Annotated in this window: 16 protein-coding genes and 2 riboswitches; of the genes, 4 read left to right on the top strand and 12 right to left on the bottom strand. The window is 73.2% G+C overall.

Going from position 1 to position 22,616, the window contains the following annotated elements; translation table 11 throughout:
• Positions 1-88: 88 nt before the first annotated feature.
• The gene (locus JNO44_RS05810; RefSeq protein ID WP_205361999.1) at positions 89-1,960 is read right to left on the bottom strand and encodes a transketolase; all 1,872 of its coding nucleotides are present in this window, start codon (positions 1,958-1,960) and stop codon (positions 89-91) included.
• Positions 1,961-2,397: 437 nt separating this feature from the next.
• A riboswitch (cobalamin riboswitch) is annotated at positions 2,398-2,616 on the top strand.
• Between the two features lie 154 nt (positions 2,617-2,770).
• Between JNO44_RS05810 and thiI the strand changes: the two genes are divergently transcribed.
• On the top strand, positions 2,771-4,105 hold the full coding sequence (gene thiI, locus JNO44_RS05805; RefSeq protein WP_205361997.1) for a tRNA uracil 4-sulfurtransferase ThiI: 1,335 nt from the start codon (positions 2,771-2,773) through the stop codon (positions 4,103-4,105).
• A 58-nt stretch (positions 4,106-4,163) separates the two neighbouring features.
• Here thiI and JNO44_RS05800 read toward each other — a convergent pair whose 3' ends face one another.
• On the bottom strand, positions 4,164-4,571 hold the full coding sequence (locus JNO44_RS05800; protein ID WP_205361994.1) for an Lsr2 family protein: 408 nt from the start codon (positions 4,569-4,571) through the stop codon (positions 4,164-4,166).
• 539 nt (positions 4,572-5,110) lie between these two features.
• Positions 5,111-5,337, top strand: a riboswitch (cobalamin riboswitch).
• A 166-nt stretch (positions 5,338-5,503) separates the two neighbouring features.
• Between JNO44_RS05800 and metE the strand changes: the two genes are divergently transcribed.
• Positions 5,504-7,822, top strand: a complete 2,319-nt coding sequence (gene metE, locus JNO44_RS05795; protein ID WP_205361984.1) for a 5-methyltetrahydropteroyltriglutamate--homocysteine S-methyltransferase — start codon at positions 5,504-5,506, stop codon at positions 7,820-7,822.
• Positions 7,823-7,894: 72 nt separating this feature from the next.
• Here metE and JNO44_RS05790 read toward each other — a convergent pair whose 3' ends face one another.
• A complete protein-coding gene (locus tag JNO44_RS05790) occupies positions 7,895-8,359 on the bottom strand; it encodes a GNAT family N-acetyltransferase (RefSeq protein WP_205361983.1) in 465 nt (154 codons plus the stop codon).
• Positions 8,360-8,558: 199 nt separating this feature from the next.
• Here JNO44_RS05790 and JNO44_RS05785 point away from each other — a divergent pair, with 199 nt between their 5' ends.
• Entirely contained in the window at positions 8,559-9,359 is an 801-nt protein-coding gene (locus JNO44_RS05785) for an SDR family oxidoreductase (protein ID WP_205361981.1), read from the top strand.
• Positions 9,360-9,423: 64 nt separating this feature from the next.
• On the opposite strand, the gene JNO44_RS05780 is transcribed toward JNO44_RS05785, so the two are convergent.
• From JNO44_RS05780 to JNO44_RS05760, 5 genes are all read right to left on the bottom strand, one after another.
• Complete coding sequence (locus JNO44_RS05780; RefSeq protein ID WP_205361979.1) at positions 9,424-10,866, bottom strand: alpha/beta hydrolase family protein; 1,443 nt, start codon at positions 10,864-10,866, stop codon at positions 9,424-9,426.
• Between the two features lie 44 nt (positions 10,867-10,910).
• The gene (locus JNO44_RS05775) at positions 10,911-11,474 is read right to left on the bottom strand and encodes a winged helix-turn-helix domain-containing protein (protein WP_205361977.1); all 564 of its coding nucleotides are present in this window, start codon (positions 11,472-11,474) and stop codon (positions 10,911-10,913) included.
• 157 nt (positions 11,475-11,631) lie between these two features.
• On the bottom strand, positions 11,632-12,171 hold the full coding sequence (locus tag JNO44_RS05770) for a hypothetical protein (RefSeq protein ID WP_205361974.1): 540 nt from the start codon (positions 12,169-12,171) through the stop codon (positions 11,632-11,634).
• Between the two features lie 8 nt (positions 12,172-12,179).
• Positions 12,180-15,104 carry an ATP-binding protein gene (locus JNO44_RS05765; RefSeq protein ID WP_205361972.1) on the bottom strand — a complete coding sequence of 975 codons (2,925 nt, stop codon included), beginning with the start codon at positions 15,102-15,104 and terminating at the stop codon, positions 12,180-12,182.
• 104 nt (positions 15,105-15,208) lie between these two features.
• Entirely contained in the window at positions 15,209-15,973 is a 765-nt protein-coding gene (locus JNO44_RS05760) for an SDR family NAD(P)-dependent oxidoreductase (RefSeq protein ID WP_205361970.1), read from the bottom strand.
• Positions 15,974-16,376: 403 nt separating this feature from the next.
• Between JNO44_RS05760 and JNO44_RS05755 the strand changes: the two genes are divergently transcribed.
• Positions 16,377-17,753 carry a cryptochrome/photolyase family protein gene (locus tag JNO44_RS05755; RefSeq protein WP_205369414.1) on the top strand — a complete coding sequence of 459 codons (1,377 nt, stop codon included), beginning with the start codon at positions 16,377-16,379 and terminating at the stop codon, positions 17,751-17,753.
• Between the two features lie 36 nt (positions 17,754-17,789).
• On the opposite strand, the gene JNO44_RS05750 is transcribed toward JNO44_RS05755, so the two are convergent.
• The 4 genes from JNO44_RS05750 to JNO44_RS05735 all read right to left on the bottom strand — a co-directional run bounded on the left by JNO44_RS05750 (position 17,790) and on the right by JNO44_RS05735 (position 22,539).
• Entirely contained in the window at positions 17,790-19,451 is a 1,662-nt protein-coding gene (locus JNO44_RS05750; protein ID WP_205361968.1) for an SUKH-4 family immunity protein, read from the bottom strand.
• A 142-nt stretch (positions 19,452-19,593) separates the two neighbouring features.
• The gene (locus JNO44_RS05745) at positions 19,594-20,844 is read right to left on the bottom strand and encodes an MFS transporter (RefSeq protein ID WP_205361966.1); all 1,251 of its coding nucleotides are present in this window, start codon (positions 20,842-20,844) and stop codon (positions 19,594-19,596) included.
• On the bottom strand, positions 20,841-21,980 hold the full coding sequence (locus JNO44_RS05740; RefSeq protein ID WP_205361964.1) for a PLP-dependent cysteine synthase family protein: 1,140 nt from the start codon (positions 21,978-21,980) through the stop codon (positions 20,841-20,843). The genes JNO44_RS05745 and JNO44_RS05740 overlap by 4 nt, the downstream gene beginning before the upstream one ends.
• Before the next feature lie 124 nt (positions 21,981-22,104).
• A complete protein-coding gene (locus JNO44_RS05735) occupies positions 22,105-22,539 on the bottom strand; it encodes a hypothetical protein (RefSeq protein WP_205361962.1) in 435 nt (144 codons plus the stop codon).
• Between the last annotated feature and the right edge of the window lie 77 nt (positions 22,540-22,616).

Below are 22,616 nucleotides of genomic sequence, written 5' to 3'. Positions count from 1 at the left end.
GCACAACGTGTGGGCGAGGTGAACGTTCCCGCCCGCGTCCCGCGGCGGCGCGGCTCCCGGCCACCCGTGGAGCGCCGCGCCGGGCGGGCTACGAACCGAGCAGGGCGCGGGCCGCCCGGGCGATGTGGGGATGGGAGATGCCGGCGGCGTCGAGGAGTTCGTCGGTGGTGCCGGAGCCCGGCAGGTCGGTGACGGCGAGGTGGCTGAAGGCGGGATGGCTGCCGGTGGCGGCGAGCGCCGACAGGACGGCTTCTCCGATGCCGCCTTCGGGGTGGTGGTCCTCGACGACGACGAGGGCGCCGGTCTCCTGGGCGGCCCGGGCGAGGGCACCGGCGTCGACGGGCTTGAGGGAGTACAGGTCGATGACGCGGGCCGGGACGTCCTCGGCGGCGAGGTGCTCGGCGGCGGCCAGGCACTCGTGGAGGGTGACGCCGGCGCCGATCAGGGTGACCCGGTCGTGCGGGCTGTGGCGCAGCGTCTTGGAGCCGCCCACGGGGAAGGTCTCGTCGCCGTCGTAGAGGACGGGGTAGGGGCCGCGGGTGGTGCGCAGGTAGGAGATGCCGTCGAGCTCGGCCATGGCGGCGGTCAGGGCGGCGGCGGAGGTGGCGTCGCTGGGGTAGAGCACCGTGGAACCGTGGACGGCGCGCATCATGGCGAGGTCTTCCAGACCCATCTGCGAGGGGCCGTCGGCGCCGATCTCGACGCCGCTGTGGGTTCCGCACAGCGCCATGGTGATCTGGGAGACGGCGGCCATGCGGATGAAGTCGTGGGCGCGGGTGAGGAACGCGGCGAAGGTGGTGGCGTAGGGGCGGTACCCGCGCACGGCCATGCCGACGGCGTCGGCGATCATCTGCTGCTCGGCGATGTAGGTCTGGAAGTACCGCTCGGGATGGGCCTTCTCGAAGTCCTGGGCGTGGGTGGAGTTGCCGACCTCGGCGTCCAGGGCGACGACGTCCGGGCGGGCACCGAGGGCGGCCAGGGCATGGCCGAAGGCGACGCGGGTGGCGACCTTGTCGCCGACCTCGAAGCGCGGCAGCTCGATGGGACCGGCGGCCGGGATGGGCGCGGGCGTCACGGCCGGCGGCCGGGGACCGCGCACGTGCATATTGCGGACGCCACCCAGTTCGGCGACGGCGCGGTCGGCCATGTCCTCGGGCAGGGCCTTGCCGTGCCAGCCCTCCTTGTCGGCGACCTCTGCCACGCCGCGGCCCTTGACGGTCCTGGCGACGACGACGGTGGGTGCCTGGCCGTCGGCGGCGGTGGTCAGGGCCTGGTCGATCGCCTGCAGGTCGTGCCCGTCGATGACGATCGCGCGACATCCGAACGCCTCGATGCGGCGGGCATAGGTGCCGGTGTCCCACTCCAGCTCGGTGGGGCCGCACTGGCCGAGGCGGTTGACGTCGACGACGGCGGTGAAGTTGGCCAGCCGGTAGTGGCCGGCCTTGTCGAGGGCCTCCCAGACGGACCCCTCGGCCATCTCGCTGTCCCCGCACAGCACCCACACCCGGTAGGGCTGCTTGTCCAGGTCCCGGCCCGCCAGCGCGATGCCGACGCCGTAGCCGATGCCCTGGCCCAGCGAACCGGTGGCCACGTCCACCCAGGGCAGCACGGGCGTGGGGTGGCCCTGCAGACGGTGGCCGAAGCGGCGGTAGGTCGTCATCAGCGTGTCGTCGCTGACCACACCGGCCGCCTTGAACATCGCATAGAGCAGGGGAGAGGCATGGCCCTTGGAGAAGACCAGGTGGTCGCCCGCGGGGTTGTCGGGCGCGTCCCAGTCGTAGCGCAGGTGGCGGGTCATGAGGACGGCCATCAGGTCGGCCGCGGACAGGCTGGACGTGGGGTGCCCGGAGCCGGCCGCGGTGCTGGCGCGCACCGAGTCCACGCGCAGCTGCTGCGCGAGTTCGAAGATCTGGGACAGGTCGCTGTCGGGTCCGAGCGTGGTGGTCTGCGCTGCGGTCATGGTGGGGGCCTTTCGTGGACGGCCGGTGGGCGCAGGGTGAGCGGCCGCCGGTTCGGGGTGGCCGCTCACCGTCCGGGGCAGGTTGGGGTCTGCCCGACGGGTCAGGGTCGGACAGACCCTAACCGCCGCGTCGGCCGGTGATCGGGCAGGAAGACGGTCCTGGGCGATGTGTTCGAACGCGGTGGTCGGGGGCGGTCGGCGGCGGCGTGCCGGCGGCCGGCCCGGCCGGGCCCGGGGGCTGCCATCGGCCGTCGCCGCCGTTCGGGTGTCCGGCGTGTCGACACCCGTCAGGCAGCCGAACGGGCCGGACCGGCGCGGACGGCCACCTGGTGCGGACCCCGACGGCGGCCAGGAGCAGCGTGACCCACCGCCGAGCCGGCGGCGGCCGGTGCGACGGACTTTCCCCGCCTCGATTCACGGCCCGAGCCCCGCCTTGTCTACCCTGTACGCGCAGCTGGTTCACCTCGCCCGCCAGGCGAGGTGCCGCGAGAGGGAACCCGGTGCAAGTCCGGGACTGCCTCGCAGCGGTGAGTGGGAACGACCGCCGTCATGACGCACCGGGCACGCCTGCGGCCTGGGAAGCGACGGCTAAGACAAGTCCCGTTCTTCGGGGCGTGCCCACGAGTCCGAAGACCTGCCACTGCCCGTGCGGGGTGCGATCACCGCGCACGCATCCACGGCGACCCGGCAGCGGGACCGCTGAGCGAGTGGTGCGCCTCCACCCCACCGTGCCCCGGGCACGAGGGGCCGGCCCGCCTGCCGTTCACGGCCCGGCGCCGGTCCTCACGACGACTCGCGAAGGAGAGTTTCGTGCCCGGCGAACCGAGCATTGCCGCCATCCCGTCCCCCGCAGGGCCACGCCCGAGCGGGCACTGCGTCCTGCTCAAGCACGGCGAGATCGTCCTCAAGGGCCGCAACCGGCACCGGTTCACCGAGCGGCTGCACGACAACCTCCGCCGCGCCCTGCGCGGAGTCGGCGGCTCCACCTGGATCAAGTCCGGTCAGCACGTCACCGTGCTGGGCGGCGACGTCCCCCAGGACGTCCTGGTCGACCGCGCCCGCCGGGTGATCGGGTTCAACTCGGTGGAGCCCGCCGTGCGCGTCCCCACGTCCGTGACGGACATCACCGAGGCAGCCGTGGCGGCGCTGGCCGGCGTCCGCGCCGAGCGGCCCGGCGTCACCTTCGCCGTGCGGGTCAAGCGCCGGAACAAGAACTTCGAGATGACCTCGTCGCAGTTCGAGCGCTTCCTCGGGGCCCGCGTCCGGGAAGCCCTCGGGCCGGTGCCGGTGAACCTCTCCCACCCCGACGTGCGGATCTCCATCGAGATCGACCACAAGGAAAGCTATGTCTCCTGGGTCCGCCATCAGGGGCCGGGCGGACTGCCGGTCGGCTCCAGTGGACGCGCGCTGGTGCTGCTGTCCGGCGGGTACGACTCACCGGTGGCGGCCTATCGGGCCATGCGCCGTGGACTGCGCTGCGATTTCGTCCACTTCACCGGCGCTCCCTATACGAACGCCGCCTCCATGTACAAGGCGTACGCCCTGGCCAGGGAACTCAACCGCTACCAGCCCGCCGGACGGCTGCACGTCATCGCCCTCGGCCAGGCGCAGAAGCAGTTGGCGATCGCGGGGGCCGGCAGGCTCCAAGTCGTCGCACAACGACGGCTCATGGTCCGCGCGGCCTCCGCGTTGGCGGGCCGCATCGCGGCGGAGGCCCTGGTGACCGGTGACAGCCTGGGACAGGTGGCCAGTCAGACCCTGGCGAATCTGGCCGCCGTCGACGAGGCCGCCACCCTGCCGGTTCTGCGCCCGCTGATCGGCTGGGAGAAGCAGGAGATCATCGACGAAGCCCGGTCCATCGGCACCGAACAGATCTCCGTACTGCCCGACGAGGACTGCTGCAAGCTCCTCGCACCACCCCGGGTCACCCTCCGGGCCGGCCTGGCCGACCTGCGGTCGGTGGAGAAGCGCCTCGACCTGGACGACCTGATGGACGGGCTGCTGCGCGACGTCCAGATCATGCACCCGGGGGAGACCGACGAGGAGACGGCCACCGACGCGGGCGGCCCGGACGAGGACCCCGCCCCGGACCGCCCCGGACCGGCCGTGTGCGGTGCGCCGGCAGGGGCTGCGCAGGCGCCGTAGACATCGCGCCCGGTCGTACGGACGTGAACGCCCCCTCGTCGGAGGGGGCGTTGCTTCCTTACTTGGCCGCGCGCTTCTTGCGCGCCGGCTTCGACGTGGGAGCCTCGGAGGCGCGGGCGACGGCCACGAAGGGCTTGACCGCTTCCTGGAGCTTGGCCACGTTCTCGGCGCCGAGGTCGGCCTCGTACCACTTGAGATCGAGAACCTGACGGATCGCGATCTTCTTGGTGCCGTCCTCGTTCAACTCCTCGGTCTCGTATTCCTCGTCGACCATCGCGGGGACGGCGAACCGGATCGGCGTGACGCCGTCCGTCACCTCGGGATTGAGGTCGTCCTGGAGAATCGACTGCCAGTAAGTCGCCTTCTTGACGATCTGGTTGCCGACCGGAACAGGAGTGATTACCTCCTGAACACCCGGCTCATCCTTCTGCGACTCATCAACCTGGATGGTTTCCTTGACGGCCATTTTGGCGCCCCTTTCCTGTGTGGTGCACCCCAAACTTTAGTGGAAATAGGTGAGTTGAAGCCAATCGGCATCGGGGGATAGATTATGCCGGTCTCCGCTCGCGAACGGATGCGCAAGTCGGCTGGTCATCGCTGACATCCCAGGCATTCCCCGGAAACTTCCACTCCCCGCGAGTCGCCGCCCGCACCCGTCGGCGAACTGCTCTGCAAAACCACCCAGCTCCTCTGTGACCAGCCCCTTTCCGTACCGAATTGGCGCGCTGTGGGGCATGCCTTTCACCTCTGCTGCCGCGTCCTGCGAATTCTTGGATTCCTGGCTCGCGTCCACGGCGGCGCCGTCCCCGTCGATATCGAAGTACTTCGGGACCGGAGGGCGTCGGGAGGGGAAAGGGGGGCCGGCGGGGGCAGGCGTGCGGCGACGAGTGCGGACCGGCGCCCCGGAGCCGTGTCTCCCCCCGACGCGGCCAAACCCCGTGCCACCTGTGTCTCATCTCATAGTCCGGCATCTGAACATGGGTGACCGTCAGGGGGACGGCGCTCTACGCTGGCCGGGCAACAGGTTCGCCCCGTCCGCCAGGCGGGAGCGTCGCAAGAGGGAACCCGGTGGGAATCCGGGACTGCCCCGCAGCGGTGAGTGGGAACGACCGCCGTCATACGCACTGGATCCGGGCCGCGGATCCGGGAAGCGACGGCCAGTAGGTGCCCGCCGGAAGACTCCGGCAGGCGCGCCCGCGAGTCCGAAGACCTGCCCGTTGCCCGTGCACGCCAATGCGTGGACGGACATCCCGGTGACCTCGAGGGCGGGTCGGCGTACACATCAGGCGGACCCGTGCGTCGCGAGCGCACCGTGGATCCGCCGGGTTCGTCATCCCTTCGCGCTCCTCGTTCCCCCGCCGGGACGTTGCAGGAGACCATTTCGCGAAGGAGAGTTCCGTGACAGCGAAGCCCGCAGCCGCGGCAGCACGGGCCACCGTGTACGGCTACCCCCGCCAGGGCCGGCACCGGGAACTGAAGAAGGCCGTCGAGGGCTATTGGAAGGGCAAGGTCACCGCCGACGCCCTGACGGAGACCGCCCGCACCCTGCGTCGCGCCCACTGGCAGCAACTGGCCGACGCCGGCATCCACGAGGTGCCCACCGGTGACTTCTCGTACTACGACCATGTGCTGGACACCAGCGTCATGGTCGGTGCCGTCCCGGACCGCCACCGCGCCGCCGTCGCGGCCGACGCCCTCGACGGCTACTTTGCGATGGCGCGCGGCACGCAGGACGTGGCGCCGCTGGAGATGACCAAGTGGTTCGACACCAACTACCACTACCTCGTACCGGAGTTGGGCCCGGACACCGTCTTCACCGCCGACTCCGCAAAGCAGGTGGCCGAGCTCAAGGAGGCCCTCGCGCTCGGGCTGACGGCCCGGCCGGTGCTGGTCGGCCCGGTCACCTACCTCCTGCTGTCGAAGCCCGCCCCCGGCGTGGCCGCCGACTTCGAGCCGCTGACCCTCCTCGACCGGCTGCTGCCGGTCTACGCGCAAGTCCTCGCCGACCTGCGGGCGGCGGGCGCGGAGTGGGTGCAGCTCGACGAGCCCGCCCTGGTGCAGGACCGCACCCCGGCCGACCTGAACTCCGCCGCACGCGCCTACCGCGAACTGGGCACCCGCACCGACCGCCCGAAGCTGCTGGTCGCGTCGTACTTCGACCGGCTCGGCGACGCCCTGCCCGTACTGGCCAAGGCTCCGGTGGACGGACTGGCGCTCGACTTCACCGACGCGGCCGCGGCCAACCTCGACGCGCTGGCGGCCGTCGGGGGACTGCCGGGCAAGCGCCTGGTGGCGGGCGTGGTCAACGGCCGCAACATCTGGATCAACGACCTGGAGAAGTCGCTGGCCACCCTCGGCACCCTGCTCGGCCTCGCCGACCGGGTCGATGTGGCGGCGTCCTGCTCGCTGCTGCACGTGCCGCTGGACGCCGCCCTGGAACGGGACGTCGACCCGCAGATCGCCCGGTGGCTGGCCTTCGCCAGGCAGAAGACCACGGAACTGGTGACCCTGGCCCGCGGCCTGTCGCAGGGCACCGACACCATCGCCGCCGAACTCGCCGCGAACCGCGCCGACCTGGCCTCCCGGGCCAACTCGGTCCTCACCCACGACCCGGCCGTGCGGGCCCGCGCAGCGGCCGTCACCGAGGCCGACGTCCGACGCTCCCAGGCATACGGCCAGCGGACCGTCGCCCAGCGCACCCACCTCGGCCTGCCGCTGCTGCCGACCACCACCATCGGGTCCTTCCCCCAGACCGACGAACTGCGCGCCGCCCGCGCGGACCTGCGGGCCGGCCGGATCGACACCGCCGGTTACGAGGAGCGGATCAAGGCCGAGATCCAGGAGGTCGTCTCCTTCCAGGAGCAGGCCGGGCTGGACGTCCTGGTGCACGGCGAGCCCGAACGCAATGACATGGTCCAGTACTTCGCCGAGCAGCTCACCGGCTATCTCGCCACCCGACACGGCTGGGTGCAGTCCTACGGCACCCGCTACGTCCGCCCGCCGGTGCTGGCCGGTGACATCTCCCGTCCCGAGCCCATGACGGTCCGTTGGACGACCTACGCCCAGTCACTGACCGAACGCCCCGTCAAGGGCATGCTCACCGGCCCCGTCACCATGCTCGCCTGGTCCTTCGTCCGCGACGACCAACCACTGGCGCAGACCGCGCGCCAGGTCGCCCTGGCGCTACGCGACGAGGTCGCCGACCTGGAGGCGGCCGGCACGTCGGTGATCCAGGTGGACGAGCCCGCGCTCCGCGAGACGCTGCCGCTGCGCGCCGCCGACCACCCCGCGTACCTGGCGTGGGCCACCGATGCCTTCCGCCTGTCCACCAGCGGGGTGCGCCCGGACACCCAGATCCACACCCACATGTGCTACGCCGAGTTCGGCGACATCGTGCAGGCCATCGACGACCTCGACGCGGACGTGATCAGCCTGGAGGCCACCCGGTCCCACATGCAGGTCGCCCGGGAGCTGGCCGCCCACGGCTACCCGCGCGAGGCCGGACCCGGCGTGTACGACATCCACTCCCCGCGCGTGCCGAGCCCGGCGGAGGCGGCGGACCTGCTGCGCACCGGCCTGCGGGCCATCCCCGCCGAACGCCTGTGGGTCAACCCCGACTGCGGGCTCAAGACCCGTGACTGGCCCGAGGTGCGGGCCTCCCTGGAGAGCCTGGTGGCCGCGGCCCGCACGGTCCGTGCGGAGCTGCCGAGCTCCTGACACCGGGACCGGTTGGTCGGGGAGGGGCGTCGTGCGCCCCTCCCCGACCCCCTCCCCGCCCTCGGCACCTGGTCACCACCCGGGCCAGCGCAGGGTCATGTCGGGCAGGTTCTCCATGTTCCGGTCGCCGTCGCTGGTGTCGAGCACATCGAAGCCATGGCGTGCGTAGAACGCGCGGGCCTCGGAGTTCTGCTGGAAGACGTGCAGCGACAGCCCGTCCGGACTGTGCCGTCTGACCTCGTCGAGCAGCAGGGTGCCGATGCCCTGGCGGCGCAGGTCGGGCCGCAGGTAGAGGTGTTCGAGCAGGTCGCCTTCGAGAGCGGCGTAGCCGAGGATCTCCGTCCCCCGCACCGCCACCCACACCCGGCACGTCGTGAGGACGACCTCCTCGAACCACCGGGTCACCTGCTCGTGACCCCGCTTCTGCGGCGGCAGGTACGGCATCGCCGCCGCGCGGGAGGCCCGGTGGATGTGGGCGATCGCCGCCGCGTCCGCCGTCGCCGCGAGGCGGATCTTCGTTTCCCTGTCATCACTCACGGCGGGAACCTACCGGGTCCTCCACGGCGCGATCGAGCGAAATACCGCCCGGGCCCTGCCAGTCACCTCCTGGGGAGTGGGGACGACCGCACACTCCACCGTCGTGCGACGGTTTGACTCTCACATCCGTGTGAGGCTTTAGCGTCCCGATCACCAGCGCGCGCAGCAGCGCCCGCAATGTGAGAGGGAGCCATCCGCCATGACGCACCACCACCGCCACCACCGCCCGCTCGACGGCAAGATCGCCCTGGTCACCGGAGGCAGCCGGGGCATCGGGCGCGCCATCGCCGAACGCCTCGGCCGCGACGGGGCCGTGGTCGCCGTGGCCTACGCCCGCGACGCGGCTGCGGCGGACGACGTGGTCGCGCGCATCCGCAAGGACGGTGGCCGGGCGGTCGCGCTGCACGCCCCGTTGGGCCACCACGGCGACGCCGCCGACCTCTGGTCGGCCTTCGACGAACGGATCACGGAACACGCTCCCGGTACGGAGGCGCGGCCGGCGGTCGACATCATCGTCAACAACGCGGGGATCGCGATGCTGGCGGACCTCCCCGCACTGACCGAGGAGGACTTCGACAAGGTCTTCGCGGTCAACGTCCGCGCCCCGTTCTTCGTCGTACGGGAAGGGCTGAAGCGACTGCGCGACGGCGGCCGGATCATCAACGTCTCCAGCGGTGCCGGCCGGCTGGCCATGCCCGAGGCCATCGCCTACGGCGCCACCAAGGGCGCCCTGGACAACTTCACCCTCAACCTGGCCAAGGAACTGGGTCCCCGGGGCATCACCGCCAACGCGGTCGCGCCCGGGATCGTCGACACCGACGTCAACGCCGAGTGGCTGCGCGGCAATCCGGCCGCGGAGGCGGACGCCGCATCGCGGGCCGCGTTGGGCCGGGTCGGCCAGCCGGACGACGTGGCCGACATCGTCGCGTTCCTCGCCTCGCACGATGCGCGCTGGGTCACCGGGAAGGTGATCGACGCCACCGGCGGCGCCAGGCTGTGACAACGGACGAGGCCGGGCCCGCGCCGGACGCCGCGGACCCGGCCCACCGGGCGGACGACAGACCCTATGGCCGCAACACCCCCCACCACACGGCCCACGGCACGAAGCCGATGGTGGCGAGGGCGGCCGGCGCGATTCGGAGCCAGGCCGCCCGGCTCCAGGTGCGGTGCCTGCGCAGGACGGTGGCGACCGTGACACCCGCCGTCACGAGCACGGCGACGGCGAGCGTCTGCACGGCCAGCCAGGCCAGCGGGCGTCCCCACAGAACGGGTGCCGCGGCCCCGTCGCCCGCCACGTACACCGCGAGCGGGCACTGCACCGCGCCCACGACGGTGAGCAGACCCAGGCCGGACAGCCAGCGAACGGGGCGGACTGCCGGGCCCCGGCGCAGGACGGCGCTCAGGGGGTAGGCGGCGAAGCCGACGCACAGCAGGGCGGGGAGGAGCCATGCCCACCAGGTGCGGCCCGGGACGGGAACGCTGGACATGGCCTGGGGCGGGGCGGGCGCGGTGCGGGACTCGGGCGGGTGGCCGGCCGCGACGGCCCGGACCCAGGACGTCATGGTCCGGGCGTAGCCGGGCGTCAGCTCTCCCAGCGGCCTGCCGTGGAACAGGGGGCCGCCGATGCGGTCGAAGCCGTCCGTCGTCCGGTGTCCGTTGTGCGCGGCGCCGGGCACGAAGCCGATGACGGCGTGCCTGTTGCCTGCCCGGTCGAGGGACTCCCGGAAGATCCGTGCGCTTTCCCGGGGCGGTATCTGGTTGTCGTAGGCGCCCCACAGCGCCAGTACCGGGATGTGGTGCAGGCGGTTCAGCACCGGACGGGGATCGTGGTCCGCCGCGGGGAACAGGCCGGTGGAGTCCATGAGTTGGGCCGCCGGGCCGGCGACCACGCCGCGGAAGGACCCGTCGACGCCCCGGTGTTGCAGATGCGTGCCGAGATTCCATGCCTGGGTGCGCAGCGGCGCGTAGCCGGACCCACCGAGCGTGATCAGGAAGGCGACGTCGGAGGAGCGGGCGGCGGCCAGCGGTGCCACCCAGCCGCCCTCGCTGAATCCCCAGAGCCCGACCAGGTGCGGATCGACGTCCTTGCGCTCGCGCAACAGGCGCACCCCGGCCAGCGCGTCGTCCGCCAGCAGGTCGTAGTCATGGTGGGTGGTGGAGTATCCGACTGTCCGCTTGTCGAAGACGAGCGTGGTGATGCCGGCGCGGGCGAAGGTCTCGGCCTCCTGCCGGTACTCGTCCCGGGGGCCCGGCCCCGAGCCGCCGATGAGCACGATGCCCGGGCTGGTGGTCGGACGGGTGCCTGGACGGGTGCCTGGCGTGTCCGGGCGGGTGAGTACGGTGCCGTGGAGGACGAGGCCGCCACCGCCCCGGAAGGAGACGTCCTGACGGACCGGGTCGCCGTCCTTCGTGTCCGCGTGGGCCCGCGGCGCGGCGAGCAGCACGGCGAGCGCGGCCCAGGCCAGGGCCAGGCAGGTGCGTATGAGCGGCTTGACGGTGAGCTGCACGGCGGTGCGGCTCCTTCCCTGAAGACGCGTTGCGGAGGGAGCGGTCAGTTGATCTCGGGAAAGCCGAGCAGGCGGACGAGCACGGCGCGCGCGTCGGGCGCGGCCTCGCCCTCGGGCGGGGAGTAGCGGTAGACGAGGGCGATGTACTCCTCGAAGAACGCGCGGAGTTGGTCGCGGTCGAGCCGCAGCGTGGCCCGGGAGAACAGCGCCGCGTCGGCCCACGGCCCGAGCGTGTCGCGCGCCTTGGCGAACTGCTGTGCCTGTTCGATGAGTTCGGCGAGGTTGAGCCGATGCATCTTGGTGAGGGCCTCGCGCATCTCGGGTGTCTGTCGGCTGTACGGCGGATACCGCCGGTCGCCCGGCACCGCGCGCCACCACCGCTCCCGCCCCTTGGCCAGCTCCGGAACCTCCTCGACGAAGCCGTGCCTGGCCATCTGCCTGAGGTGGTAGCTGACCAGGCCGGTGCTCTCGCCGAGTTGCCTGGCGAGCCCGGCCGAGTTGCCCGGCCCCTTGCGCAGACACTGCTCGATCTTCTGTCGGATCGGATGCGCCAGGACGCGCAGCGCCTCGACGTCGGTGATCTCCTGCGCGGGCGGTTGCTCTGCCATGGGAGCAGGCTAGGAGTTGCAAAGTGCCTTTGCAAGGGGATTTTGCAACTTGGGTGACAGGGCGTCATCCGGGCGCTGGTGAGGCGTGTTCAGCGCGTCCTGGCGTCGCCGGCCGCGTCGAAGCGGGCGACGCGCTTGCGCGGCCCGCCTGAGGCGCTCAGGCCACGCCGAAGTCGTCGCCCTCCTGGTCCGGTGTCATGGGCGGGCAGTCGTGGAACGCGGAGGAGACGGCCTTGTTCAGCACCGGGTCCGCGAGCGGAGGCTCGTCATGGCCCTCGGTGGTGACGAACACGAATTCGGTCCGGATCCCGTCCACCTCGCTCTCCACGGTCCACTGCCAGGGCAGGTCCTGCCCGCGTCGCCAGTCGCACCCGACAGCGTCCAGCGCGGCGGTGAACTGCGAGTACGTCACCTCCGACGGATGGCTGACCATCGCGTGCGTCCGGGCGTCGGGGACTTCGATCTCCCCGTGCCACACCGGAACGATGACCTGGACCACCAGCCGGCACTGACAGACGACCAACTGCAGATTGCCGTAGCCGAACCAGCGCGGCCAGCGGGACGTGCTGTCCACGGGGTCGCCGACGAACGGCTGGCCCAGCGCCGCCACCAACTCGGGCAGTGCGGCACCGCAACCGATCGGCCCGATCCTGGCCGTTTGAGCGAATTCCGCCAGTATGCGGGGCGAAGCAGTCATGGTGCGGATTATGGCAGGTGGCGGGCCACCTCCTGGGCGACGGACGCCGGCAGGCCCATGAGGCGCAGCGCGTCGGGCAACGACGTTCGCGGTGCCGCTCCGGACGCGCTCGCCGCCTCGGCCGCCTGCCGATAGCGGGCCCGGGCCCCGGCGCGGTCGCCGCAGGCATCGGCGACCCGGGCCAGGCCGGCCAGCGTCCGGATGCGGTTGGCCAGGCCCCTCACCCAGTGCGGGTCCTGGCGCTCCAGGGCCTGGTCGTACAGGCGCTGCGCCGCGGTGCGGTCACCGCCCAGCAGCGCCAGGTCGGCCAGGCCGCGCTGGGCGGCGGCGAGGGCCGTGGCGCTGCCGGCGCGGTGCGCGCGGTCGGCGGCCTGCGCGTAGTCGGCGCGGGCCGCCACCGGGTCGGTGGTCACCCGGTGGTCCCCCCGGTTGACGAGGAAGTCGGCATGGTCCTCCCAGGCACCCAACTGCTCGGCGAGGACCAGCGCTTCGTCGGTCAGCGCGATCGCGGCAGCCTGGTCGCCGCGCACGCCGACCAGGCCGGCGAGCGCATCGAGGGCCAGCGCGGTGCCCCAGCGTTCGCCCAGCGCGCGGAACTGCCCGACGGCCGTGCGCAAGCCCCGTTCGGCCTCGGCGAGGTCCCCGTCGCCGAGCGGGCCGAAAGCGGTCACATACTGCGCGGCCGCACTGACCCAGGGGTCGGGGCGGTGGCGCTGGGCGGACACCAGGGCGAACGCACCCGGTGCGTCGCCGTCGCCGGCGTTGTGCATCATCCACAACAGGAGGGCGGTCGGGCAGCGGCCCGCACGCCCGGCCGACCACACCGAGACGAGCGCCCGCCCGGCCGAGGCCCGGTGCCTGTGCCAGACCGCGCGGCTCCCGGGCGGGCCCGAGGCGGCCAACAGCACGCACACGGCGTACTCCTCGTCGAGCCCGGGCGGGGGAGCGTCCCCCACGGCGTCGAGCAGGGCCGCGGCCTGCGGCGCCACCGTGCCGGACAGGCCGCGGATCCACAGGTACGACGCGACCGAGGCCAGCAGTTCCAGGGCAGTTGAGGTCTCGGACGCGGCCACGGCCCCCTGCACGGCCGCCATTACCTCGGGCTGTTCCGCCGCCAGGACCGCCAACCAGGACAGCTGTTCACTGCGGTGCAGCCATGGCTCGGCGGCGCGCACCAGCTCCAGCACCGTCCGCGCGTGGGTGTGCCGCACCGCCGCCGTCTCGCCCGCGGCGTCCAGCTGTTCGGCGGCGTAGGCACGGATCGTGGCCAGCATGCGATAGCGCCCGCCGGACCGGTCCAGCAGCGACTTGTCGGCCAGCGACTCCAGCGTCTCCTCGTCGGTGTCGCACACCCGCAGCGCGGTCTCCACGCCCGCCCCCGCCGCGAACACCGAGAAGCGCCGCGCCGCCCGCTGCTCCGGCACCGAGAGCAGGTCCCAACTCCAGGCGACCGCGGAACGCAGCGTCCGGTGCCGCCCGTCGGCCGCCCGGGTGCCGCGCGCGGCGACCGCCAACCGGTCGGGCAGGCGGGCCGCGAGCTCCTCCAGGCTCAGGGTGCGCAGCCGGGCCGCCACCAGCTCGATCGCCAACGGCAGGTTGTCGAGGGCCGCACAGACACGTCGTACGGCGACCGGGTCGGGCACGAAGGCGCGCCGTACGGCGCGGGCCCGGTCGGTGAACAGCGCCTCGGCCGCGGGGTCGTCGAGCGGCCGCACGGGGTGCAGGTGTTCGCCGATGACGCCGAGCGGCTCCCGGCTCGTCGCCAGCACCCGCAGGCGCGGACAGGCCGCCAGCAGGCGTGCCGCGACCAGGGCGACCTCCTCGACCAGGTGCTCGCAGTTGTCCAGCACGAGCAGCAGGCTCCGCCCCGACAACGCCGTCCGCAGTCGGTCCAGCGGGCCCTGGTCGTCGCGGGTCAGGTGCAGGCCCCGTTCGCGCAGGCCGAGGGCGACGAGCAGGGTCTGCGGGAGCAGGGCCGCGTCGCGCAGCGCGCCCAGTTCCACGAAGCACACCTCTCCGCTCGCCGCCGCGGCGACCTCGACGGACAGCCGGGTCTTGCCGACGCCGCCCGGCCCGGTCAGCGTCACCAGCCGTGCCCCGCCCAGGAGTTCACCGACCTCGACCACCTCCCCGGCGCGGCCGACGAGGGCCGTCAGCGGGGCGGGCGGCGCGGTGGGCGTCGGCGCGGCGTCGGCGTTCAGCAGCTCCCGGTGCAGCCCGGTCAGCTCCGCCGACGGCCCGGTGCCCAGCTCCTCCGCGAGGCGGCGCCTGACCTGCTCGAACACCACCAGCGCCGCGGCCTGCCCGTCGTCGGCGAACAGCGCCCGCATCAGCAGCGCGGCGAGCCGTTCCCGCAGCGGATGACGGTCCAGCAGCGCCCGCAACTCGGGTACGGCCGCGCGGTGTTCACCGATCATCAGCTCGGCCTCGAACCGGTCCTCCAGCGCCGTCAGCCGCAACTCCTCCAGCCGCGCCGCCGGGGCCCGCCCCGGCGCACTGTCGGCGACGTCCGCGAGCGCCGGCCCCCGCCACAGGGCCAGCCCCTCGCGCAGCAGCGCCCGCGCCCGCCCCGCATCGCCCTCCCGCAACGCCGACCGGCCCTCCCGGGCCAACTCCTCGAACCGCCCGGCATCGACGTGCCGCGCGGCGACGACCAGCCGATAGCCCGCCCCACTGCGCTCGATCACCGCCGTCCCGCCCAGGGCCGAGCGCAGCCGGGACACCTGGGACTGGAGCGCATGGGCGGACGGCGCCTCCGCCGCCGCACCGCCGGCGGCGGCTCCGACACCGTCGGCCAACCGCTCGGCCGGGACGACCTCACCGGGCCGGACGAGCAGCAGGGCGAGCAGCGCCCGGCGCGCGGGACCGCCCAGCGGCACCTCCGCCCCGTCGTCCCGCCACGCCTGCGTACCGCCGAGGATTCCGAAGCGCATGCCGGTGATTATTCATCGACCGGCGCTCCGGCCGTGCGTGAGCGGTCGCGGATGGGGACCGCGGGGGGCATGGGGATCCGCACGCCCCGCCACCCGCCGCCGCCTCACACGAGGGGGCCGAGATACGTACCGCCCGACACGTCGATGGTCCGGCCGGTGATCCACCGTCCCTGCGGCCCCGCCAGGAATCCGACGACGTCGGCCACGTCCTCCGGCTCACCGAGCCGCCCCAACGCTGTTATCGCCTCAAGTCCCGCCACCGCCTCGGGGATCGCGGTGTAGCCGGCGGTCAGATCGGTCCGCACCGCCCCGGGCGCGACCGTGTTCACCGTGATGCCCCGCCGACCGAGCTCGTTGGCCAGTGACGGCGCCAACGACTCCAGCGCCGCCTTGGTGACCGTGTAGCCGATCTGCGTCGAGACCGCGAAACGACTGGCCGTCGACCCCATGTTGATGATGCGGCCACCGTCGTCCAGCAGCGGCAGGGCCCGCTGGATGACGAAGAACGGGGCCGTGACGTTGACCGCCAGCAGCCGCTCCCACTCCGGTGGCGTCACGTCCCGGATCGCATGCGACGACGAGATGCCGGCGTTGTTGACCAGGATGTCCAGCCCCCGGCCGGCGAGCCCGGCGGTCAGCCCCTCGAACAGCCGCTCCACGGCGCCGTCTTCACCGAACCGCGCCCGCACCGCGAACGCCCGGCCACCGGCCTCCTCGATGCGCGCCACGGTCGTCTCGGCCGCCTCCGCGTTGTCGCCGTAGTGGACCGCGACCAGCGCGCCCTCGCCGGCCAGCCGCAGCGCCACCGCCCGGCCGATCCCTCGCGAGCCACCCGTCACCAGTGCCGTCTTCCCCGTCAACGAAGCCATCGCCGAACTCCCCTTCTCGGTGGCCGGTCCTCGATGCCGGACCGGCGATGCCCTCACGATGGCGGGGCGGGCTCACCGCACGCTCACCGACGGCTCACCGCCGTGCGACGTCCTGCGGCTGCTGACCGGCTGCGCGACCCTGCCGCGCGAGGTGAACCGCGCCTTCGACATCGGCGGCCCGGAGGCGCTGACCTACCTCGACATGATGCGCCGCTGTGCGGCCGTGGCCGGCCTGCCCAGGAGACTGATCCTGCCGGTGCCGGTCCTCGCGACATCGTCCGCGCCGCCGAGCGCGCGCCCACCGCAGGCGGGCCCGGCGGGCCGGATCCGCAGGCCCCGCCGGCACCGAGGAACGGAGCGTCCCTACCGGTCCCCGACGACCGGCTGCGAGAGGCTGCCCCACATGACTGTTTCGGTTGTCCTGTTCACCGCCGACCTGCGCCTGACCGACCATCCGCCGCTGCGCGCGGCCCTGGACGCCGCGGACGCCGTCGTGCCGCTGTTCGTGCGGGACCGCGCCGTCGAGGCGGCCGGATTCGTCGCGCCCAACCGCCGCGCCTTCCTCGACGGTTGCCTGGCCGACCTGGACGCCGGGCTGCGCGAGCGGGGCGGCCACCTCGTCGTGCGCTCCGGCGACCTGGTGCAGGAGGTGTGCCGGGTGGTGACCGGGACGGACGCCGAGGAGGTGCACATGGCGGCCGGGCACAGCCGGTTCGCCGCGCGCCGGGAGGAACGGCTGCGCTCGGCCCTGGAGGCGGCGGGACGGCGGCTGTGCGTGCACGACGCGGTCACCGTCGCCGTACCGCCCGGCATGGTGACCCCCGCCTCCTCCGACCACTTCGCCGTCTTCACCCCGTACTACCGGCACTGGGCACGGACGCCACTGCGCCCGGTCGTCCGCGCCCCGGGGCGAGTCGTCGTCCCCGAGGGGGCCGGCGGTGAGCAGGTGCCGGCGCACGGCGACCACGTCGGGGTGTCCCCGGCCCTGCCGCCGGGCGGGGAGAGCCAGGCGCGCAAACAGGTCACCGCGTACTGGCGGCGCGGTCTCGACGGCTATGGGACCACCCACGACGACCTGGCCGCCGACGCCACCTCGCGCCTCTCCGCGCATCTGCACTTCGGCACGGTGTCCCCGGTGGAACTGGTGCACCGGGCACGCCGGCACGGTGGTGCGGGCGCCGAGGCGTTCGTCCGGCAGCTCGCCTGGCGGGACTTCCACCACCAGGTCCTCGCCGCCCGTCCGGAGACCGCGCACGCCGACTACCGCACCAAGCACGACCACTGGCGCACGGAGCGCACCGCGGGCGCCGACATCGACGCCTGGCGCGAAGGCCGCACCGGCTACCCGGTGATCGACGCGGCCATGCGGCAACTGCGCCACGAGGGCTGGATGCACAACCGGGCCCGGCTCCTCGTTGCCAGCTTCCTGACCAAGACCCTCTACGTCGACTGGCGGATCGGCGCGGCCCACTTCCTGTACTGGCTGGTCGACGGAGACGTGGCCGACAACCAGCTCAACTGGCAGTGGATGGCGGGCACCGGCACCGACACCCGGCCGAACCGGGTCCTCAACCCGGTGACCCAGAGCAAGAAGTACGACCCGGACGGTGCCTACGTCCGCCGCTGGGTCCCCGAACTCGCCGGACTGCCACCGCGGTTGGTGCACGAGCCCTGGAAACTTCCCGCTGCGGACCGAGTCGACCTCGACTACCCCGACCCGATCGTCAGCCTCTCCACCGGGCTCGACCGGTTCCGCCGCGCCCGCGGCAAGGGGGCGTAGCGGGACGGCTGCGACGACCGTCCCGCACGCCCTCTCTCACATCCCCGCTTCGAGATCGCTCAGCGCATCGCGCCAGTGCTCGGCACTGCCCGGTGCGAACGCGGTCGCGTCCACCGCGCGCAGGCGCCGTTCCAGGCGCTCGACGCGCGCCTCCCGGGCTTCGAGCCCGTACTCGGGCTCCTGCTGCAGAGCGACCAGCGCGAACTCGTAGGCGAAGGCGACGAACGTACCGAGGCCGCTGTTGAGTCGCTGTGCCTCCTCGTACTCGGTCTCCGCACCGACGATCTCCACGGCTCCGGTCGGGCTCAGCACCAGATCGTCGTCGTGCCACGTCCCCAACCAGTGGTAACCGTCGAGCCCTTCGGGGAGCTCCGTGTCGTCGGAGTCGTCCGGACCCACCGGCCCCACCCCGACCTCGTCCAGCGGCGCCGGGCCGTCCGTGACGAGGTCCTGGTCCAGGGACAGACCGGGGACGGGCGACAGCGGCAGGCCGGTGCCGCACAACACCTCACGGCCCTGCGCGTCGAGGTCGGCGCTGACCAGGTCCGCGCCGAGGACGAGGACGTGGTCGGCCCCCCAGAGCGCGACGAGATCGGAGTGCGACGGCAGCGCGGCGGCAGCGCGCGGGGTCTCGTGCGCGGCCTCGTGCGTGCCCCGTTCGGGCACCGGGAAGCCGGCCGGATCGAGGTCGACGCATTCCCCCGGCGCCTCCTCCGACGCGGATGCCAGCCGCCCGGTGTCGAGACGGAGGGCGAGGGGCCCGGCAGAGGTACCGAGCAGGAGCAGCCCGTCCGCGGTGAGATGGGCGGTACGTGCCCGAGCGCCCACCCGAAGGTCGAGCGGCACCTGATCGGTATCCGTGCGCAGCACGCGCACGCCGTCGCCGTGGGCACAGACCACCAGGGGAATCCTGGTGCCACCCGCGTCCAGCACGGTGGCACTGAGGTGCAGCGGCCGGTCGGGAAGCGGCCATGCCCGGCCGAGCGGCTCGCCCGTACGCGGATCCCACGCCCGCAGGCGGGAGTTGGCGTCCGCGGTGAGTACCGCGTCACCCCCCTCCACCCACCCGTGCGCCCAACTCATCCGCGTCACCTCGGACTCCGCGGCGGTCCAGCGCGCGACCAGCCGACCGGTTTCCGCCTCGTGGACGGACACCTGCGCTCCCTCGCTCACCGCGATGTGCGTCGTGCCCGCGAGCAGCCCCGCACAAAGGCATCCCGGGCTCGCCAGTTCCGGCAGCGGCACCACGGCCCGGCACGTCCGGGTCACCGCATCCCAGACCCTGATCCCCTCGAAGGAGTGCGCGGTCACGATCCGGGGTTCGGCCGAACCGCTCACCGCGGCCACGAGCCTGACCTCGGCGGCCCCCTCGTGCGTCAAGGAGTCGCGGACGTGGTTCAGGGGCTCGACGACGTCGTGCTTTCCCACGGCGACGAGCGAGGTGGGGCCGGCGGCCAGCGCGAACACATCCCGATCGGCGTCGCAGAGCAGGGCAGGCGCCAGTCGTTCCCCGGTGGCGGCGTCCAGGACCGTCAGCCGGTGCGGTGTGGTGAAGCCGATGCTCGCGTACGCCGTGCCGCCCCGCCACGGCACGGCCCCCGCGGCGACCACCGGGCCCGGCCAATCGACCCAGGCGTGCGGCGCGGCATCTTCGGCGGGCCGCCAACGGGCCCAGAGGGGGGTGAAGGGCGGGGTCATGCTGTCTCCAAGCCGGCGATCGAGGTCCGCGCAGACCAGGGTCTGTCCGAGGGGTCGGGGTCGGACAGAACCCTAGTGACCACGGGCATCTGCGGACGGCGCCGCCCCGCACCGTGGCGCGGGCCCGCAGGGGCCGCGGTTCCTATGCCGCGGCCGGCTGTGGCTCCGGTGCGGTGAGGCGTCCGGTACGGGCGAGTGCGGCGACGGCCGCGGCGCAGGCCGTGCCGGTCGCCGTCAGGGCCGCCCAGGTCAGCCAGGTGGCGTGCTGGCGCCCGGCGAAGTCCCAGAGCGCGCCGGTGCCGAGGTTGCCCAGGGTGATGCCCAGTCCGGAGACGGTGTTGTAGAGGCCGTAATGGGTGGCGACGAGGCGGTTGCCGGACAGGGCGACGACCGTGTCCATCTCGAAGGGGTAGACGATCGCGGATCCGGCCGCGAGGAGGACCACGGCCATGACCAGGGAGACGAGCACGGCCGTCGAGGAGCCGCGTGGGCTGAGGGCGAGCGGGACGAACGCCAGCCCCATCGCCGCCAGGCCCCGTACCAGGGCCTCGCCGGGCTGCCAACGGGCCTTGGCCCAGCCGGTGAGCCGTAGTTGGCCCACCACGGCGACCGCGGCCGAGACCACGAACAGCCCGCTGGTGACCGCCGTGCCCCGGGAGCCGAGGGCGTCGGTCACGGCGAGCGGCAGGGCGAGGTAGACCTGGAAGGTCAGGACGTACGAGCCGATCATTGCCGCGGAGAAGAGCAGGAAGGGTCGGTTGCCCACGACGCTGCGCCACTGCGCCAGCACGCTGTCGTGTCCGCTGTCCGTGCCCTGGCGGGGACGTGCGGGCAGCGCGCGCCACTGCAGCACGGTGAGGGCGGCGAAGAGCGCGGCGGAGACCGTGCACACGAGCCGGAAGTCGGCGGCCAGCAGGGCGAGTCCGACGAGCGGGCCGAGCAGCATGCCGGCCTGGTAGTAGACGTTGAAGGTGGCGAAGGCGTCCACCCGCCGCTCACCGGCCCCTGCGGCGAGGTAGGCGCGGACGGCCGGGTTGAACAGCGCGCCGGCGAAGCCCGCCGCGGCGGAGGCGACGATGAGGGCGGGCAGGTTGTCGACCCAGCCGAGCAGGCCGAAGCCCACGGTGCGCAGGAGGCACCCGGCCATGATGGGGATCTTGTGCCCCAGGCGGTCGGCGAGGGTGCCCCCGATGAGGAACATGCCCTGCTGGGAGAAGTTGCGGACGCCGAGGACGAGTCCGACGGCCCAGGCGGCGAGGCCGAGTCCGTCGGAGAGGTGGAAGGCGAGGTAGGGCATCAGCATGGAGAAGGCGAGGTTGATGGCGAACTGGTTGGCCATCAACAGCCGTGCGGCGGGCGGGAAGGAGCGGGTCTGCTGCCACAGGTGCTTCATCGGGCGGCTCCCACGAGGTCGGGGCGTGCGGGACGGGCGAGCGGGTCGGTGATGTGGGTGCAGCGGGTCCATCGGGTGACGGTGCGCTCCCGGGGGTCGTCGATCTCGTCCGGGTCGTCGGCGGGCAGCTGCCCCAGGAGGCCGTGGCGGCGACAGTAGGCGTCGTCGAAGACCGTGCCGACGTAGCGTTGCGGACCGTCGGGGAAGACGGCGACGACCCGGTCCTCCGGAGGCAGGGTGCGGGCCAGCCAGCGGGCGACCAGCGCGACGGCTCCGACGCTCCAGCCGCCGGTGGCGTAGTGGTCGCGGGCCAGGCGGCGGGCCGCCCACACGGCTTCCGGCGCGGCGACCCAGTGGACCTCGTCGAAGAGGTGGTAGGCGACGTTGCGGGGGTGGATGCTGGAGCCCAGGCCGCGCATGAGGCGGGAGGCGGCGGGCTGCCCGAAGATCGTCGAGCCGGTGGTGTCGACTCCGACGATCCGCAGGTGGGGGAAGCAGCCGCGCAGCACCGAGCCGATGCCCGCGGAGTGGCCACCGGTCCCGACGGAGACGACGAGGGTGTCGATGCGCCCTAGTTGCGCGAGGAGTTCACGGGCGAGCGGGGCGTAGGCGACGACGTTGTCCGGGTTGTTGTACTGGTCCGGGCACCATGCGTCGGGACGGGCGGCGAGGAGTTCCTCGACGCGCCGTCGGCGTGCCGCCTGCCAGCCGCCCTCCGGGTGGGGGGTGGTGACGACGTCGACCGCGGCGCCGTACGCGGCGAGCAGCCCGGTCATCAGCGGCTCCATGCCGGGGTCGGTCACCACGGTGACCGGATGGCCGTAGGCCGCGCCGGCCAGCGCCAGACCGAGGCCCAGGGTGCCGGAGGTCGACTCGATGATGCGGGCGCCGGGCCGGAGCCGACCGCGCTCCAGGGCGGCACGGACCATGTGCAGGGCGGTGCGGTCCTTGATGCCGCCGGGGTTGTGGCCTTCGAGTTTGGCCCAGAAACCGCGGCCTGCGGTGGTGAAGGGGGCGCCGATCCACAGGACCGGCGTGTCGCCGACGAGGCCGGCGGGGGTGTGCAGGGGGTGTTTGGCGTCGGTCAGGAACTGGGCCGGAGGCATGGCGGGGGTGGGGCAGGTGGGACGGTCCATGGCGTGCGTCTCCTACGGCCGGCGCCACGACAGGCAGCCGGCCGATGGTCGAGGACGAGGAAGCGGGACGGAGGTGATCGGTCGCCGTGCCGCCCGCCTGGTAGAGGGGGGCGGCACGGGCCGATCAGGTCCGCCACACGCCGAGGAGAGCCCGCGTCGGTCCGTCGGACAACGCCGTGGCCTGCGCGGGGGATCGACGAGGTGCCGGCGGTGGGACGCCCACCTGGGGGCCGGCGGGCCAGAGCGGCACGACCGCGGAGACGGGCGGTCCTGCCAGTCCTTCGTCCCGCGGTGGTTGGATGGTCGGCTGGTCCAAGTCCCCGCAGTGGGCACCGTGGTCGGGAGCGGGCGCGCTCCGTCCCGCTGCGGTCTGCCGGTGGGTGTCCGCGGGGAGCTGCCCGCAGGTGACGGGCGACGCGTACAGCAGGGCGTCGGCTCGCAGGGCGGTGGTTTCCGTCGGGCCGTGTGAGCAGCACAGGACGTGCAGGAGCGTGGTCAGCAGCACGCCGACCACCGCTCCGGCCCACGGCAGGGAGCGGCTGCTTCGCGTGGACGACACGGCCCGCATGGATACGAAGCGTAATTCGACGGGTGCGCAACGTGCTCGTCGGGGCCGTCGCGCTGCGGGCGCGCGGG

This window comes from Streptomyces noursei (assembly GCF_016917755.1).
Lineage (GTDB): Bacteria > Actinomycetota > Actinomycetes > Streptomycetales > Streptomycetaceae > Streptomyces > Streptomyces yunnanensis.
This window is presented reverse-complemented; position numbering and strand designations above follow the sequence as displayed.